The sequence below is a fragment of the Paenibacillus sp. FSL R5-0486 genome (assembly GCF_037975155.1).
GTDB classification, from domain to species: domain Bacteria; phylum Bacillota; class Bacilli; order Paenibacillales; family Paenibacillaceae; genus Paenibacillus; species Paenibacillus amylolyticus.
Genome location: NZ_CP150237.1, coordinates 1,887,044 through 1,901,912, shown reverse-complemented (window position 1 = coordinate 1,901,912; position 14,869 = coordinate 1,887,044). Strand labels below are relative to the sequence as shown.

Sequence of the window (14,869 nt, the reverse complement as noted above, 5' to 3'; positions counted from 1 at the left end):
AAAATACATCTTTTATTTCTATACTGTTGTTCTCATTAGTTTAACAAAGATCAGCGTGGCTCGAAACGTCGTCTTCCTTTAGATCACCAATTATTTACGCATAAAAAAAGAGAGCTCAGCTCCCTTTTTTTCTCACGGTTGGTTCCTATTCACTTCTTGCTAATCTTAAACTTGAACGCCCAAGTCGCTGTGTTACCAGAATATCGGCCTCTGTTCTCGGTCACCACCACGGAAAGTGTCTTGTTGGTTGATTTGGAGAACGAAGATAGTTTGACGTTGGCGCCTTTATCCCCGTAATCGGGAATTTTGTCCTGTTCTTCGGCGATGGCCTCCAGTTTCAATGTACCCGTGGATTTCAGGTTTAAAGTGACTGACGAACCCTCTTCCAGATCTTTGCCGTTCACACTTGCTCCGATGGCCCACTCATTACCGACAGAGTTATTCTCGACAAGCTCTGCGCTCACCAGCGTAACGGTTACCTTAACCGTTTTGGCGGCAGCATAGGAGGTTGGGGAACATACGGCGAATACCAGGCTCAGAATCATGAAAACATTAGCCCATTTTTTGAACACGAGAGTGCCTCCCTCTTATTCGTTTCTTTTGTTAAGACTATGCCTTATTCGCCATGTTCCTTAAGTAATCCTTCCACTTGTGTAAGAAATTTTCACTTGAACTGTCTGTTAAAGATGCTTTCGGTAACCCTGAACCTTCTCATCCTTGAAACCTAACTTCTCATAAAATATATGTGCTTCCTTACGCTGATCGCCAGACACCAGAATCATGTAACCACAACCCATATCTTTTGCAATCCGCTCAATCTGGAGCATTAACCTCTGCCCAATGCCCTGCCTGCGTACCTGATCCGATACAATCACATTCTCCACAACCATGAACGGTTTGCATGGCCCTACCAGATCCATACACTCAACCCCCATAACGGACCCAACCAGTTTGCCATTGTAAAATGCCCCAAGCACATGATAATGGCCATTCTGCTGTATGTAATGAAACATCTTTTTCATCTGCTGTTCATTGGTAGGCATTCCCATCAACTCATGGTATAGCTGGCTTAGTGCCGGTAAATCTTCAAGTTCGATTCCTTTAATGGTAACCATCATAACCCTCCTGATTTTTCCTATTTCGCATGCTTTGTCTGTCTTAAGTGAGGTCCTTTTTAAAATAATAATGACTGTGTCCAGTCGGTGCATTCTCGATCGTTGTGATCAATTGGTAGCCATGTTTCTTGTAAAATTCCGGTGCTTGATAGGAGAAGGTGTTCAACATGACAAAATCACAAGATTTCTCTCGCGCAATTCGCTCAACTTCAAGCAACAACTGTGAACCATATCCTCGATGCCGTTGTTCAGAATCCACCCAAAGAATATCAACCTCCAGCCAGTTCCAGCAAAGTGTGCTAAGCACACCTGCAACAATCTCGCCAGTCTCATTTTTGATATTGAAATTCAGTTCTTCGTACCGATGCCTTAATTCCTCACTCACATGTGCAGCATTAAATGCGATAAGTTGCTCGCGAACATACTCTGAATCTTGCTCGGTACTTGGGATTATATTTCCTTTAGACATCTCCTAATTACTCCTTTTATCTCAACAGTTTATAATTTACGATAATGTAATTCATTCCGGATAAGAGAGTAACGCCTGTTGCAACCCATAGTAATGCCACATCCACTCTGATATCAGTCAACAAACTAAACGGAACATTATTCAACAAAATGGCAATGATCGCTGCCACCTGAAGCACCATTTTGATCTTACCATATCGATCCGCTGCAAGAGCAATACCCTGTTCTGTGGCTACCATTCGCAATGCAGTAATGACAATTTCACGTCCTATAATGATTACAGCAATCCATGAACTGATCATATTCTCCTGAACCATCATGACCAGCGCTACCGCAATCAACAGTTTATCCGCCAGTGGATCAAGCAACTTTCCCAGATTCGTGATTTGGTTATATTTCCTCGCCACATATCCATCCAATTTATCCGTACCTGCCGCTACTGCAAATATAATTAGTGCAATCATCACGCTTTGCTGATTGAGAAAACAGATCATAAACAATGGAATCAACGCGATTCTAGCCAACGTGATTTTATTTGCCAGATTCATTAGACATCTATTCTCCCCTCATCCATGTTGGCTAAGTGACCTTTTTTCCATTTACGTAATCGGGTCCGAAAGGATTTAAAAGGAGCTACCGAATTAATCTGGATCCACTTCACCATAGCCCATCCGGGCTTAGTCCCCGTCCACTGTCTTATCCCTTGTACAAATAATTCCTCTTCGCTCAGCGAGGCAATCCAGTTCTGCCATTGTTGTTCTGTCTCCCGAAACAATGAGCGTAACTCCTCCAGCGTATAGCCTGAATACTTTTCGTAAAATGATTCATTTAATTGCCCCAGTTGGTTCCATTTATACCCTGGTGCAGGCATATGACATTCATGTCCCAACTGTTCATTTCTCTCCCACTCCATCACCAGGTTCATCCATCCTAACTGGTAGGCGATCATCTGGGCAGGCGTCTTGTCCACACCTTCAACCCACTTATCTTTGTCGCTGTTATGGATGTCATTGAACTCACCCTCAAACAATTCATAGGTGCGTCGAATCGTCTCACTTAACTCTTTCTTCGAGGCATATAGAACTCCAGGCACGCTACTCCACTCCTCCTCGTTTCACCGTTATACATGAATCAGAAGCATGGACTCTATCATCATTTCGACTCAATTCCATAATCATCCTTTTTTTCATAAAGCTATATTTATTTCTGCAAGAAAAAGGGCAGTCTGTAAACAATACAGCTGCCCTTTACTCAACCTATTTTGCTATATCAGCATACTCGTGATCCCAATTCTACAAAGCTTCCTTAATCACCCGTTTATAGTACCACACAGACAACAGACCAAAGATCGAATATAACAATGTATAGACTATCATGACAATGACCGTAGGTGTCGCCAGCTCCGTACCAAAGAAAAACCAACCTGATTTCACGGCAAAGTAACTATGACTCAGCCCCACCATAAGCGGAATACCAAAGTTAAACAACTGCTTGATCTGAATTCCACGCAACAGATTGCCTTGTGTAAATCCGAGTTTTCGCAGAATGGTATAATTGTCCTTCTCCTCTTCACTCTCGTTCATTTGTTTAAAGTACAGGATACATCCCGATGTAATCAAGAACGTCAAACCAAGGAAACCAACAATGAACATAATTAAGCCCATATTATTACGTTGGTTATTTCTGAACTCAATCTGGGAGAAGCTCGGTGCTTCCAACTGTAGCTCCTTATATACGGCATATGCCTCTTCAGCCTGCCCCTCATTCAGAATACGTACACCATAGTAATCCGCCCACTCGGATTTTTGCAGCTCGGGATCGAGATCCTGCCGCAACTGCTGGTATACCGTTTCATCTACTACCGCTACAGGCGTGCCCCCAGAATAGTATCCAGGAAGAACCACCTTTTGGGTGGTTCCGATCAGTTGTTGGTCTAGCGTTCGCTTCAATCCATGCAAGACAATTGGACCTGTCTCCTGAATGGAAATCAACTGCTGAATGGCTTTTCCGTATCCCATGAAGACCGCTTCGCCTGGTTGCAGATCAATGTTATCTACCATCTTGTCACTCAACACACTACTGAACAGGTACTTTTCCGTCATGGACTCATCCATCACTTTATGAGCATCAATTTCAATATAAATGGGCTGTCTATGCTTCTCTTCATATGGAATCTGTTTGTGTTCCAAATCCGTTACAAAGCGATTTTTCACCTCAACCTGAGCAAAAGAGAAATCCTCCGGCAAGCTTTCTCTCGCCTGAGTTTCTGCGGAATAATACGAAATGTAACTGAGTGACAGCATGCCAATAGCAAGCGCTGACACGGTTGTAATAATTGTAAGCAGCAATGCATTAGATTTCATGCGGAACATGATTAAAGATAAAGACAACACCTCATGAATGGATAGGTATCCGTTTTTACTTTTGCGAATCAGATTAAAGATAAAACTTACCGAACCCTTATAGAACAGGTATGTCCCCAGTATGACCGAGAAGAGAATCAGGATCATCGTATACATCAACTGCTGCATATCCATTGCCTCACCGCTGAACAGCCGTGCAGACATGAAGTATCCATACACAATCAGAGCAATGCCCAAGACGCCAACAATCATCTGTCCGACAGACATCTTCTGCACCTGCTGCTCCGAAGTGGCAGACACCCGAAAGAGTGAGAGAATACTCTGCCCCTTGATAAAGATGTAGTTCATCAGCATGATGAGCAAATACATTATCGTAAAGACAATCACCGTTTGCATCAGTGCCATCGGAGAGAAATACAGTTTCGTAATCGCATCCACACCGAGAATTTTGAACAATATCATCAATACCAGCTTGGACGCAAGAAACCCAATTAACACACCAATAGCCATGGAGCCAAAATAAAGGATACTGTTCTCCGCACTCAAAATACCAAAAATTCTGCCTTTTGTCAGTCCGATCAATTGAAATAATCCAATTTCTTTGCTACGCCGCTTGATAAAGATCGTATTGGCATAGAGCAAAAAAATGCCGACAATAAAGATTAATAATACCGAAGATGCGCCTATAGCCGCCGCACCTTTTGTTGAAGCAGCCACCTCATCCATGGAAGGATCATACTGTAACGTCACAAAGGAAAAATACAAGGCCACACTGAACACAAGCGCAAATACATAGAGATAATAATTCTTCAGATTTTTCCTGAGATTGCGGAAGATAATATAATTCAAGCTCATTGCTGCACACCACCCAATACGCCCTGGGTTTTGATAATATCGTTGAAGAACGATTGCCGTGACTCGTCTCCTTTATTCAACTGGGTGTAGATCTGACCGTCTCGAATAAAGATCACTCTGCTGCAATAACTTGCGGCAACCGGATCATGGGTAACCATAATAATAGTCGCTTTTCGTGCGCTGTTCATATCACTTAACTTGCCGAGAAGATCCGAAGCGGACTTGGAATCCAGCGCTCCTGTCGGCTCATCCGCAAAAATGATACTCGGCTCGTGAACAAATGCTCGTGCTGCCGAAGTCCGCTGCTTCTGACCCCCTGAAATCTCAGATGGATACTTGTCTTTCAATTCGTAGATTCCCAGTTCACGTGCGATCTGTTCAAACTTCTGGTGTGCCTCCTGCTTTGGAATGCTCGTAATCGAGAGCGGTAATAATACATTTTCCTTCACCGTAAGGGTATCCAGCAGATTATATTCCTGAAAAATAAAGCCCAAATGATGTTTGCGGAACTCAGCCAGCTGTTTCTCCTTCATTCCGGTGAATTCCTTGCCCTCAATATCAATCGTGCCCTGGCTCACCCGATCAATGGAGGAAAGTACATTAAGCAGCGTTGTTTTACCCGAACCCGAAGGCCCCATAATACCAACAAACTCTCCCTTGCTTACCCCAAGATCAATTCCCTTCAGCACTTCCTGTTTATTTAATTTATTACCATAGACTTTATGAATTTTTTTGGCTTCCAGTATCCACATTTCCCGCTCACTCCTCTTAGATCTTCTGCAAAATGCTCGTGTCTATATCATAGGCGGAATGTGCAGTGTTATCGTGTGATTCACCGAACAAAACCAAAAAGCATGTGACATTGTTGTCACACGCCTGCAAGATGCACCATGTCGTTTTTTCGCGGAAAAGTAAGTGTGACGGTTGTGCCCTCGCCAAGAGAAGATTCTACATGAATGTTCACATGAAGCGTCTGGACCACCTGACGAACCAGATACAGCCCCATCCCGGTAGCCGCCCCATCCATTCTGCCTCGGGTGGACGTAAATCCTTTATCAAATATACGCGGCAGATCTTGAGTCTCAATCCCTCGCCCGTGATCCTGAATCATGAGTATGATGTGTCCATCCTGTTCCCAACTTTCAATGAGGATGTCCGATGAATCGCTATATTTCACCGCATTACTCAACAACTGCCGGAGGATGAAGCCTAACCATTTGCTGTCTGTGAGCACGCGCGATACCATTAAAGACACATCAAAGCCAATGCCTTTGGAAATGCACCACGATTTCAACGCTCGTATCTCGCTATTCAATACTGGTTCAAGTTCCGTCTCTTCGATGAACAGATCATTATGCATAAACGGAATACGCTTCTGATGAAGCTGCTGATCCAGCAACTGATGAATTCGTAACCATTCATATGTCATTTGGCTCTGTAACTTGTCATCTGGCAAGCGCTCGATCATCAGTTGCAACGCAGTCAGTGGGGTCTTCACCTCATGAATCCAGGACAACATCTCGTCCTTCTCCTGTTCCAGAGCGATAAAATGATGTGACGACTCCTTACGATACCGCTGTGTCTGGGAACTGACGGCCTCATGTACAAGCTGCTCATATGGACTTTCGGCGATATCAAGTTCTCCCAGATCATAGGTATGATCCCAGATGCTCAACTTTTTATAGAAACGGGTCTCTTTCAGGTATCTCGCCCAGATAAAAACAAGGCATACCACTACATTCAGTCCTACGATATACACCACAGATTGGAATGGAATGGACGAGTCCAGGTAGGCCACCAATAAAATAATAAGTTGCATGCTTACCAGTAGCCATAACCAACTAGCCCTTTCTCGTATGTACTTTCCGATCATGCTTCTGCCTCTTCCGTTGCCATGTACCCCTGACCTACTTTGGTTTCAATGTACCGCTCCAAGCCGATGGGTTCAAGTTTCTTCCGTAACCGATTAACGTTAACCGTCAGCGTATTGTCACTCACGAAATGCTCATGATCCCACAAGCTCCGGATGAGATCCTCACGGGTAACAATCTGATTTTTGTGCTCCACCAGCACTTTAAGAATGAACATCTCATTTTTGGTCAACAGGACAGATTCATCCCCGCAGGTCAGTGTATTTTTCACATACTCAATAGTGGCACCGCGCCAGGTTCGAAGTTCAATATGCTCTGTATTATAGTTATACACCCTCCGCAAAGTCGCTTGGATCTTGGCAATCAATACATCGAAATGAAAAGGCTTCTGGATAAAATCGTCTGCCCCCAAATGCATGGACATAACCATATCCGCAGGATGATCCCGTGAGGACAAAAAGATAATCGGCACATTGGAGTGCGAACGAATGATCCGGCACCAATGGAACCCGTCATATTGGGGTAACTGAATATCTATAATGACCAGTTGCGGCTGAATTACGCTGTACTCCTGCAATACCTTTCCAAAATCCTGCACACCATACACGTCATACGACCATTGGGACAATCGTTCCTTGATTTCACTGAATAACGACTCGTCGTCTTCAATGAGCATAATTTTAAACAAGAGACTTCACCACGTTTCTGATCTTCTAAGGTTGAATAAGGTAATTAGACTCCGTTGTTGCAGGATCACCTTTACCGTTACGAATCGTTCTTCCGATCGCTGATTCCAGTGTACAGGGAAGTTGGGCTTATATCAAAAGGTATCCATACTTCGTAAAGATAACAAGCCGAAATACGTATATCCTATTAGCTCTCAACAGTGTGTATACCATGGCTTGCATCACTGTTTTCGTCCATCCGCTCGATCAACTGCATCGCTACGTCTCGTGGCGATCTTAATTGTCCTGCTTCATATACTTGATTGAACATACCTGCAAGAGCGAACTCCTCTGCACTTTTGCCTCGTGCAACAGCCTGCAATTCCGTATCGACCATCCCCGGATCAAAAGCAATAATCTCAACAGGGTTCTGTTGACCCGTTTGTTCCAATGATACGCATTGGGTGAACATGTTCATCCCTGCCTTGGATGTACAGTACACTGCCATTGAAGGCGCGGGATAACTTCCCGAACCCGATGAGAGATTGACAATTTTACGTCTGGCGGACAGATGATTTGTTTGTTGAATAAAAGAGGAACTTAATATCATTGGTGCTGCGAGGCTGATGTTAAGACTCTGACTTATCTCTGCCGCACTGCATTGATCGATAAGTTTTAGAGGCTCCAGCATCGCTGCATTATTAATGAGTCCAATGAATTCAGCTTCCTGAGAAGGTATTTGGTCCAATATGCGTGTAATCAAATCATCGATCCCATTCAGGTCGGCAAGATCATACTGAACATGGTGGTAACGCCCGCTCCATTCCTCGCCTGATTCCAACAGATCCGAACCCCCGCGTGAAATACCATAAACGTAATCCCCCTTAGCCAATAATAACTCTGCAAGTTGTAAACCGATCCCTTTGGATGTGCCTGTAATGATAAAGTGTCTTTTTCCTGTTTCTGTTCCCATTTCGATACCACTCCTCCTCAATTTTAAAAGCATATCATTACCCTACTCTTACGAGTTTTTCTTTCTCCACAACGTGGCCCACAGAAAAGGTACACCAAAACATGGTTCATGCTGCTCCATCGCCTTCATCGCACGGAACTCGACACACTCAAAGCCATCTTCCAGCATGTAACGAAGCTTCTCCTCCGTGAATGCAAGACCACCTCGCATCGACTTCTCTTGATACACCTGCCAATCAGTCATAACGATCTCTGGCCCACCAATATCGCTATAACCAGGAGCAAAACAAGTCATTCCAAAGTATCCTCCAGGCCGGAGTGCATTATGGATCATTTCTATGTATGGAATGCGCTGATGTGGCAACAGATGGTGCAGACAACCCGAGTCGTAGACAAGATCATATTCTTGCTCTGGGGACAATTCGAACACAGATCGACATTCAAAATGCACGTCCAGTTGCTCTTCTGCCGCCCTCTCCTTAGCCCAGGCAATAGCTGTCTCCGAAAAATCATAAGCATCTACCTGATATCCTTGGCGGGTTAAATACAACGCATTTCTGCCCGGGCCACACCCCAGTTCCAGTGCCTTGCCGCCGCTCAGCAGACCTGCGTTCACATGTTCTACCAGATTCTCATCCGGTTTGTTTGGGAAAAAGGGGATTGGTCTGTTCCGATCCTCATAGAAAGGTTCCCAAAACTGCTTGGCAGATCTGAAATCCGCATCGAGCATATCATATAGATCCTGTACACTTTTAATCGTCTTTTCCACAACCACATTCCTCCTTAAATGCTCCATTCAAACCTTCATTTTCGACTATTCATTCCTCGGCATTTTCGTTAAATCAGCCACACTCTATTATAACATTTTTACCCAATAGTTCTCTATTTTTCTTGCGTTTTTCTACTCCAAAACATAAGCTTTTTCCCAACAAAAAAACGACCGACATGAATGTCGATCGTTTTTTTGTTGGGGTTTTGTGTTGTAACTTACTTCGCCCGTTCCAAAACTGCAAAGTAATTCCCTTCGTTATCAGCAAAGTTGAAGACACGCCCCGTTGGCATCTCGACAATCTCTCCGACCGTTACATGTTTACCAGCCAAGTCGGCATATAACTGATCCAGATTTTCGGTGAAGAACATTAACGAAGGTGTGCCCAGATTTACACCCGCCGACATCCGTTCAACGAACTCTTTGTCATGGAGTATAATGCTTGTCTGCGAGTCTGCGGTAGGCGCAATCTCAATCCATCTCATGCCCTCGTCAAGGTTTACTTCATCCACAATGTGGAATCCTGCAACTTCCGTCCAAAATGCCAGTGATTCATCCTGATTGTTGACATACAACATAATCTGGCCGACTTTGCTAAACATGCATCATTCACTCCTCTGATCATCTAATCTCTTAACATCCTGCTTATCATTCCTCAAATTCCAATAGAGTATAACATGCAGGACAGCTTTTTGATCATCTTTCTTTGCAAGTCCATGCAACTTAAACTGAAGTACACTTTTATGCTTCCACTTCAATTAGTTTTTTGAAGTTTCCTTATAATGTTTTAACAAGTGAAAGTCTATGAAACCCCGAGGTATAATAGTTCATATCAACACCTTCTTTTTGAAAATTCATTCGTTCATAAAATACGAGCGCTGCTTCATTTTCTTCATGATCAAGTGTGTAAAGCATGACATCACCACTGCCGAATTCAGCTATTTTTATACATATTTTTGTAATTAGTCCACGTGCTACTCCCTGTCGAAGGTGTGATTTGCATGTAACAACGCCAACGATTTCATATCGGTTAACAGTAGGATGAAAGATATAACCAGCATGACCTATGACAACATCTGCTTCGTCAACCATGACATAATAAGCACTGATACGTTCATCCGTCATTTTTAAAAATAAATCCCAGCGCGCAGGATACTGATCGCGTATAAACGAAGGGAATTGAAAATCATGATCCGTCATCATTTTCAGCACTGCTGGCTGATCAATCGCTTGAAAAAGGCGAATAGTCATCTTTTTATCCCCTACCCTTAGTGTGCATGTAGACATCTTTTAAGTTACCAGCTTCATAATATGGATACTCTAGTTTTTGTTGAACTTGAAGGACGATCTCCGTAGACGTTAACATTTCGACCAAGTATAGTCCCAGGTCAATGGAAGCCGTAACCCCCGCACCCGTTATCGTATTACCATCACGCACTACACGCGCTGAGATCACTTCTGCACAATAAGGATTCAATAAATCATAAGCAGATGAGTTGGTAGTAGCCCTTTTTCCATTCAGGAAACCTGCTGCCCCCAACAGTAAAGCCCCGGTACAAATAGATATTTTATATGTGACATTTTCTGCCGTTCGGACCCATCGCATAAAATCCTCATCAAATCGAAGCGTTCTAGTTGATAATCCACCAGGAAAAAATACTAGGTCAAAATCCCCTAGATGAGGTAATACTGCATCGGATTTCATTTTCAGCCCACGATCATCCGAAATTTCCTCCTTATCTGCGCAGAATGTCCATGATACGTTTTCCTTTGCTTTCAGAATCGCTAGCCAAGTCACAGCTTCATAAAATCCAGCTAAATCCATGCTTGTCATTCCATCAAATAAAACAAACGCCATTTTCATTGCCGCCACCAGTCCTTTCGTTCCCTGAATAATAAATAAAGTGTTTGATCAAAAGATCAAACACTTTGCCCAGGCGTACGGCATATAATATATGTGCTCCCTCGTGGTTCACTCCACGTTTACGCCAGTCACACATAACAGATATTTACAACTAATATACATGACATCTTTCATATTGTATATATTATGAAATTATTGCGTGGCTTTTAACTTCTTCGTAAGATAAAGTACAACATCGTCGTCCATAATCGTTTCTTCACCCGGCTGAATGTAATGATCATGTTTGTATACACCGTGACCGTCTGGTATGTACCCGCGATGGGCATATAGAACTTGCGCTTTGCCATAATCGGAAAACACACCTACACCAATGCCTGCTACATCCGTTCGTTCCAGAATAACTTCCTCTGCTCGGTCCATCAACCGTGAACCAATACCTTGGCGCTGGAACTTCATTAGTACATTAAAATCGTTAATTTCGGGAATGCCTTGTTCCCTGAAAGACGGGTAGCTGGAATTCCACAATACATTCACGTATCCGGCAAATTCTCCATTCAACTCGGCTACCAAGGTTACGCGTTCCCCATTCTGTTGTTCAGCCAAGTAATGAAGATACTGCTCAGGGGATCTCCCCCAACCCTGCTCCTGAAACGCCTTTGATATGATTACAGGATCGTTCTCATTTAATAGTCTGATATGTACACTCATTGATGAATCCTCCTTAAAAGATATTTCTAATAGCTATATTCCCAATCTATCCCGAAGCGATGTGATGTGAGCAACATGGTGTTTGCCATGCCAAGCATACATGCCCAGATTGTAATCCAGTCTTGTCGTTTCTTCCGATGAGGGATGATAAAACTGTTTGGCATAATCTGCATCTGTCAGCGCGTTTAACAGAAACACCCAACGACGATGGAGGGCATCCAGAATCTGAAGCGAGAATTCGACATCCAGGTCTCGTGAATCACTCAGTTCAGCCCAGCGCTCTTCATAATAAGGCCGAATCGTTGGTGTATCCTCTGTCAGTGCCAACTTGAAACGAATCATACTGTTCATATGGCTGTCTGCCATGTGGTGAATAACCTGTTTGAGCATCCATCCACCTTCTCGATACGGCAGACTTAATTGCTCTTCACTCAGTCCCTTTACCGCTTCTCGTGCGCGTTCAGGCAACTCAGCAATGTCCTGAATCCACTTCTCCCGTTGTGCCAAAGTAACTTCACCCGTGTGTACAAATGGTCCTATCGGAAATCTTTCATCCATCCATTATTCCTCCTTGTTTACATGATTTAAATAACTTTAAGCAGGATCTACAGGGCATATTCCATAAGCCAACAGTCTCGCATCTGTCCTTCGTGCTGCTCATGTTTCTCCAACAGCTTAATCTTTTGGAAACCACATTTCTCATAACAGGATATCGCTCGCAAGTTCCAGGATTGAGGGTCCATAACCACTTTACGGGCTTGTTTTTCATTAATCAGATAAGCCAGCATGGATTGCATCAACTGTGTACCAATGCCTTTATTCCAGTATTCTACCTCACCAATAAACTGATCCGTTCCATAGATGATCTCATCCGTGTCTCCATAACCATACTCCGTTCGTTCTTCTTCCTCAAGCTCATAGAACTGAATGTATCCAATCGGATGTCCTCCATACTCAACGATACAACGAGTAGCACCATCTTTCTGATTGTAAAAATGCTCTCTCACCTGTTCCAGATCATGCGGCCGATCACGCCCTTCATAGTATTGAAGAACTTCCGGGTCTGACAGCCACTTCACCAGATGTTGTTCATCTTCTGTGTCCAAGAAACGTACAGTGATTTCATTCGATTCATATACATTCATCATTCTGATTACTCCTTATTGATCTCCAGATTCTCACTCGTAACCCAACTCAGATCCTTCCCTAACAAATGCTCGTTGTGAACATAATACACCACGGGATTCTCAAGCGGCTGAGTCGTTCCATCCAAAGATCTGAGCGTTAACCGCAACTTGTAGCTCCCTATCTCATCAGGTATCGCAAATCCTATCAGATTATCAGCTGATTTCATGGTTTTCCCCTGCGCCTTCAGATACTTTTCCAGAATGACTTGATCAAGATAGGAGCTGCCAACAGACGAAGGCATGTACCACGCATCACCTTGTTCTTCAGTGAATGTGACCCCTTCCCATCCAGGGACAACGGGATACACCATATGTTGATCCTTGTCTTCTCTTTTTCGCGTTATCTCTAACTCTACCTCAACTACATCCGTATCAATCTGCCTGATTGTGCCTGCCATCACAACATCCTGGGCACTCACACTTGGAATAACATAGCTGTATATGAGCAGAGTCACCAAGAGAATTATCGTTACTCCCGTAATCCAAAATATTGTACTTTTACGCATCTGTCTGATCCTCCCGTCTAATTAATCATACTTCTGGAGTAGCTCCTTCTCTGTTAAAGATTGAGTTAACCTATCCAACTCAGGGGATGCCGTCCAATCACTGGAGGTGTTCAATCCATGCTTGATGGTATGTATCGCGCTATGTGCAGACATGTATATATTATGATGGATTCCAGGTTGGACAATGATGTGCTCTCCCGCACGTATCACTCGAATCGAAAACATCTGATCGTCTCCATAACTGGCATACGCAATCCATCCGGTTTGCACCACATAAAACTCCGTTAGATTGATATGTACATGACTGTTTTGCCATGCTCCGTGGGAAGATGCAACGGTTCTACAATAGTAACTGCCATCTTCTGTTATCATTTTATATTTCTGTTCCCCGTTCGCCATCTGCTCAAAGCTGGTTTTAACACCCGTTTCACCATATTTCTGTTCTGAAAATTCTGTGTTCAATCGACTTCACCTCCTGACAAAAATTCCCTTTATTTAAACATTCGACATGGGTACGTCGATTCTCCTGTTTGGATATACGATATATCTTTTCTAAAATATGAAACGCTTCTCTTCCAGCTTCCGTATTAAGGTCGAAGCCGTATGTATCCCATATAATAAACCATCTAATCTGGAGGTCGAGCGCATGTCATTTTTCAAGAAAATGTTAGCCAGTGTAGGTGTTGGAGCAGCCAAAGTAAATACGGAATTGCATACACCAGAGGTCACGCCTGGAGGAATCATCTCGGGGGTTGTGTACATTGAAGGTGGAGATGTGGAACAGAACGTAGATCGAATCTATCTTTCAATCAAAACCCATTACATACGGGAGCACGATGATCGTAAAGTAAAAGAAACAGCCGTTATAGCCAAATATCTACTCACCGAAGGTTTTACATTACAGCCTGGAGCCAAATTGGAGAAAGACTTTTCATTTGACCTGCCAGAAAATCTGCCAATTACACTACATCGTGCAGAGGTATGGGTAGAGACGGGCCTCGATATTCCAAGTGCCGTAGACCCTTCAGACCGGGACAGACTGCAGGTTGTTCCCAGCAAAGACATGAACACCGTGCTCGATGCAATTGATATCCTTGGTTTCAAACTGCGTGAAGTGACCAATGACTATGCACCAAAGCTGGGTGGCAATCTGCCATTTGTGCAGGAATTTGAATTTGTACCAACAAACAAATTCCGTGGGCATCTGGATGAGTTGGAAGTGCTGTTCTATCCGATGGGCGATTCGCTGGAGCTGCTATTACAGATCGACCGCCGCGCTCGTGGACTCAGTGGAATATTCTCCGAAGCGATGGGAACGGATGAGAGCTTCGTCCGCCTGCATCTGTATGAAAGACATCTGGAGCGGGGTGCGCATTCTGTCGCTCAAGGACTGGAAGAAATCATTTCCAAACATATTTAATCTATAGTTTGTGTAAACGAAATAAACCGTCCTTTATCAGACAAATCTGATGAAGGACGGTTTTTCCCTTTCGAAAAGGGGATCAGAAAAATCTGGGGTTAACAGC

General features: G+C 43.6%; 20 protein-coding genes and 1 riboswitch. Of the genes, 1 reads left to right on the top strand and 19 read right to left on the bottom strand.

The features are described 5' to 3' along the window. Nucleotides 1-149: 149 nt before the first annotated feature. From MKY01_RS08655 to MKY01_RS08565, 19 genes are all read right to left on the bottom strand, one after another. Entirely contained in the window at nucleotides 150-572 is a 423-nt protein-coding gene (locus MKY01_RS08655; protein ID WP_339286252.1) for a hypothetical protein, read from the bottom strand. 108 nt (nucleotides 573-680) lie between these two features. Then, nucleotides 681-1,118 carry a GNAT family N-acetyltransferase gene (locus MKY01_RS08650; protein WP_339286250.1) on the bottom strand — a complete coding sequence of 146 codons (438 nt, stop codon included), beginning with the start codon at nucleotides 1,116-1,118 and terminating at the stop codon, nucleotides 681-683. Nucleotides 1,119-1,158: 40 nt separating this feature from the next. Next, on the bottom strand, nucleotides 1,159-1,584 hold the full coding sequence (locus MKY01_RS08645) for a GNAT family N-acetyltransferase (RefSeq protein WP_339286248.1): 426 nt from the start codon (nucleotides 1,582-1,584) through the stop codon (nucleotides 1,159-1,161). Between the two features lie 16 nt (nucleotides 1,585-1,600). Beyond that, a complete protein-coding gene (gene pgsA, locus MKY01_RS08640; RefSeq protein WP_036610288.1) occupies nucleotides 1,601-2,131 on the bottom strand; it encodes a CDP-diacylglycerol--glycerol-3-phosphate 3-phosphatidyltransferase in 531 nt (176 codons plus the stop codon). Beyond that, nucleotides 2,131-2,676 carry a ClbS/DfsB family four-helix bundle protein gene (locus MKY01_RS08635; protein ID WP_076252537.1) on the bottom strand — a complete coding sequence of 182 codons (546 nt, stop codon included), beginning with the start codon at nucleotides 2,674-2,676 and terminating at the stop codon, nucleotides 2,131-2,133. The genes pgsA and MKY01_RS08635 overlap by 1 nt, the downstream gene beginning before the upstream one ends. 199 nt (nucleotides 2,677-2,875) lie before the next feature. Then, nucleotides 2,876-4,801, bottom strand: coding sequence for an ABC transporter permease (locus MKY01_RS08630; RefSeq protein WP_339286247.1), 1,926 nt, complete (start codon nucleotides 4,799-4,801; stop codon nucleotides 2,876-2,878). Next, nucleotides 4,798-5,553 (bottom strand): ABC transporter ATP-binding protein, encoded by a 756-nt coding sequence (locus tag MKY01_RS08625; RefSeq protein ID WP_036669625.1) that lies wholly within the window; start codon nucleotides 5,551-5,553, stop codon nucleotides 4,798-4,800. Before MKY01_RS08625 ends, MKY01_RS08630 begins: the two co-directional genes overlap by 4 nt. Nucleotides 5,554-5,669: 116 nt before the next feature. Beyond that, a complete protein-coding gene (locus MKY01_RS08620; protein ID WP_282318838.1) occupies nucleotides 5,670-6,674 on the bottom strand; it encodes a sensor histidine kinase in 1,005 nt (334 codons plus the stop codon). Next, on the bottom strand, nucleotides 6,671-7,360 hold the full coding sequence (locus MKY01_RS08615; protein ID WP_036610298.1) for a response regulator transcription factor: 690 nt from the start codon (nucleotides 7,358-7,360) through the stop codon (nucleotides 6,671-6,673). Before MKY01_RS08615 ends, MKY01_RS08620 begins: the two co-directional genes overlap by 4 nt. Before the next feature lie 185 nt (nucleotides 7,361-7,545). Further along, nucleotides 7,546-8,310 (bottom strand): SDR family NAD(P)-dependent oxidoreductase, encoded by a 765-nt coding sequence (locus MKY01_RS08610; RefSeq protein ID WP_339286245.1) that lies wholly within the window; start codon nucleotides 8,308-8,310, stop codon nucleotides 7,546-7,548. A gap of 48 nt (nucleotides 8,311-8,358) precedes the next feature. Continuing rightward, nucleotides 8,359-9,105, bottom strand: coding sequence for a class I SAM-dependent methyltransferase (locus MKY01_RS08605; RefSeq protein WP_339286243.1), 747 nt, complete (start codon nucleotides 9,103-9,105; stop codon nucleotides 8,359-8,361). Between the two features lie 191 nt (nucleotides 9,106-9,296). Further along, nucleotides 9,297-9,680, bottom strand: a complete 384-nt coding sequence (locus tag MKY01_RS08600) for a VOC family protein (protein ID WP_076327101.1) — start codon at nucleotides 9,678-9,680, stop codon at nucleotides 9,297-9,299. 175 nt (nucleotides 9,681-9,855) lie between these two features. Further along, nucleotides 9,856-10,329, bottom strand: a complete 474-nt coding sequence (locus MKY01_RS08595) for a GNAT family N-acetyltransferase (RefSeq protein ID WP_339286239.1) — start codon at nucleotides 10,327-10,329, stop codon at nucleotides 9,856-9,858. Between the two features lie 4 nt (nucleotides 10,330-10,333). Next, nucleotides 10,334-10,942, bottom strand: a complete 609-nt coding sequence (locus MKY01_RS08590; RefSeq protein WP_339286237.1) for a DJ-1/PfpI family protein — start codon at nucleotides 10,940-10,942, stop codon at nucleotides 10,334-10,336. Between the two features lie 60 nt (nucleotides 10,943-11,002). Next, nucleotides 11,003-11,084: riboswitch (ZMP/ZTP riboswitch) on the bottom strand. 50 nt (nucleotides 11,085-11,134) lie between these two features. Continuing rightward, a complete protein-coding gene (locus MKY01_RS08585; RefSeq protein ID WP_036669607.1) occupies nucleotides 11,135-11,650 on the bottom strand; it encodes a GNAT family N-acetyltransferase in 516 nt (171 codons plus the stop codon). 33 nt (nucleotides 11,651-11,683) lie between these two features. After that, nucleotides 11,684-12,208 carry a YfiT family bacillithiol transferase gene (locus MKY01_RS08580; RefSeq protein ID WP_036610311.1) on the bottom strand — a complete coding sequence of 175 codons (525 nt, stop codon included), beginning with the start codon at nucleotides 12,206-12,208 and terminating at the stop codon, nucleotides 11,684-11,686. Nucleotides 12,209-12,255: 47 nt separating this feature from the next. Next, a complete protein-coding gene (locus MKY01_RS08575) occupies nucleotides 12,256-12,795 on the bottom strand; it encodes a GNAT family N-acetyltransferase (protein ID WP_315370630.1) in 540 nt (179 codons plus the stop codon). Between the two features lie 8 nt (nucleotides 12,796-12,803). Further along, nucleotides 12,804-13,343, bottom strand: a complete 540-nt coding sequence (locus MKY01_RS08570) for a hypothetical protein (RefSeq protein ID WP_339188759.1) — start codon at nucleotides 13,341-13,343, stop codon at nucleotides 12,804-12,806. Nucleotides 13,344-13,364: 21 nt separating this feature from the next. Continuing rightward, nucleotides 13,365-13,805 (bottom strand): hypothetical protein, encoded by a 441-nt coding sequence (locus MKY01_RS08565; RefSeq protein WP_339286234.1) that lies wholly within the window; start codon nucleotides 13,803-13,805, stop codon nucleotides 13,365-13,367. Nucleotides 13,806-13,989: 184 nt separating this feature from the next. Between MKY01_RS08565 and MKY01_RS08560 the strand changes: the two genes are divergently transcribed. Then, nucleotides 13,990-14,763 carry a sporulation protein gene (locus MKY01_RS08560; protein ID WP_339286232.1) on the top strand — a complete coding sequence of 258 codons (774 nt, stop codon included), beginning with the start codon at nucleotides 13,990-13,992 and terminating at the stop codon, nucleotides 14,761-14,763. The last annotated feature ends 106 nt before the right edge of the window (nucleotides 14,764-14,869 follow it).

What these genes read in the sequence shown, in the direction of transcription:
- MKY01_RS08650 (WP_339286250.1), bottom strand. Translation starts at nt 1,118, where the DNA reads ATGATGGTTACCATTAAAGGAATCGAACTTGAAGATTTACCGGCACTA.
- MKY01_RS08645 (WP_339286248.1), bottom strand. Translation starts at nt 1,584, where the DNA reads ATGTCTAAAGGAAATATAATCCCAAGTACCGAGCAAGATTCAGAGTAT.
- pgsA (WP_036610288.1), bottom strand. Translation starts at nt 2,131, where the DNA reads ATGAATCTGGCAAATAAAATCACGTTGGCTAGAATCGCGTTGATTCCA.
- MKY01_RS08630 (WP_339286247.1), bottom strand. Translation starts at nt 4,801, where the DNA reads ATGAGCTTGAATTATATTATCTTCCGCAATCTCAGGAAAAATCTGAAG.
- MKY01_RS08625 (WP_036669625.1), bottom strand. Translation starts at nt 5,553, where the DNA reads ATGTGGATACTGGAAGCCAAAAAAATTCATAAAGTCTATGGTAATAAA.
- MKY01_RS08620 (WP_282318838.1), bottom strand. Translation starts at nt 6,674, where the DNA reads ATGATCGGAAAGTACATACGAGAAAGGGCTAGTTGGTTATGGCTACTG.
- MKY01_RS08610 (WP_339286245.1), bottom strand. Translation starts at nt 8,310, where the DNA reads ATGGGAACAGAAACAGGAAAAAGACACTTTATCATTACAGGCACATCC.
- MKY01_RS08605 (WP_339286243.1), bottom strand. Translation starts at nt 9,105, where the DNA reads ATGGAGCATTTAAGGAGGAATGTGGTTGTGGAAAAGACGATTAAAAGT.
- MKY01_RS08600 (WP_076327101.1), bottom strand. Translation starts at nt 9,680, where the DNA reads ATGTTTAGCAAAGTCGGCCAGATTATGTTGTATGTCAACAATCAGGAT.
- MKY01_RS08595 (WP_339286239.1), bottom strand. Translation starts at nt 10,329, where the DNA reads ATGACTATTCGCCTTTTTCAAGCGATTGATCAGCCAGCAGTGCTGAAA.
- MKY01_RS08590 (WP_339286237.1), bottom strand. Translation starts at nt 10,942, where the DNA reads ATGAAAATGGCGTTTGTTTTATTTGATGGAATGACAAGCATGGATTTA.
- MKY01_RS08585 (WP_036669607.1), bottom strand. Translation starts at nt 11,650, where the DNA reads ATGAGTGTACATATCAGACTATTAAATGAGAACGATCCTGTAATCATA.
- MKY01_RS08580 (WP_036610311.1), bottom strand. Translation starts at nt 12,208, where the DNA reads ATGGATGAAAGATTTCCGATAGGACCATTTGTACACACGGGTGAAGTT.
- MKY01_RS08575 (WP_315370630.1), bottom strand. Translation starts at nt 12,795, where the DNA reads ATGAATGTATATGAATCGAATGAAATCACTGTACGTTTCTTGGACACA.
- MKY01_RS08570 (WP_339188759.1), bottom strand. Translation starts at nt 13,343, where the DNA reads ATGCGTAAAAGTACAATATTTTGGATTACGGGAGTAACGATAATTCTC.
- MKY01_RS08560 (WP_339286232.1), top strand. Translation starts at nt 13,990, where the DNA reads ATGTCATTTTTCAAGAAAATGTTAGCCAGTGTAGGTGTTGGAGCAGCC.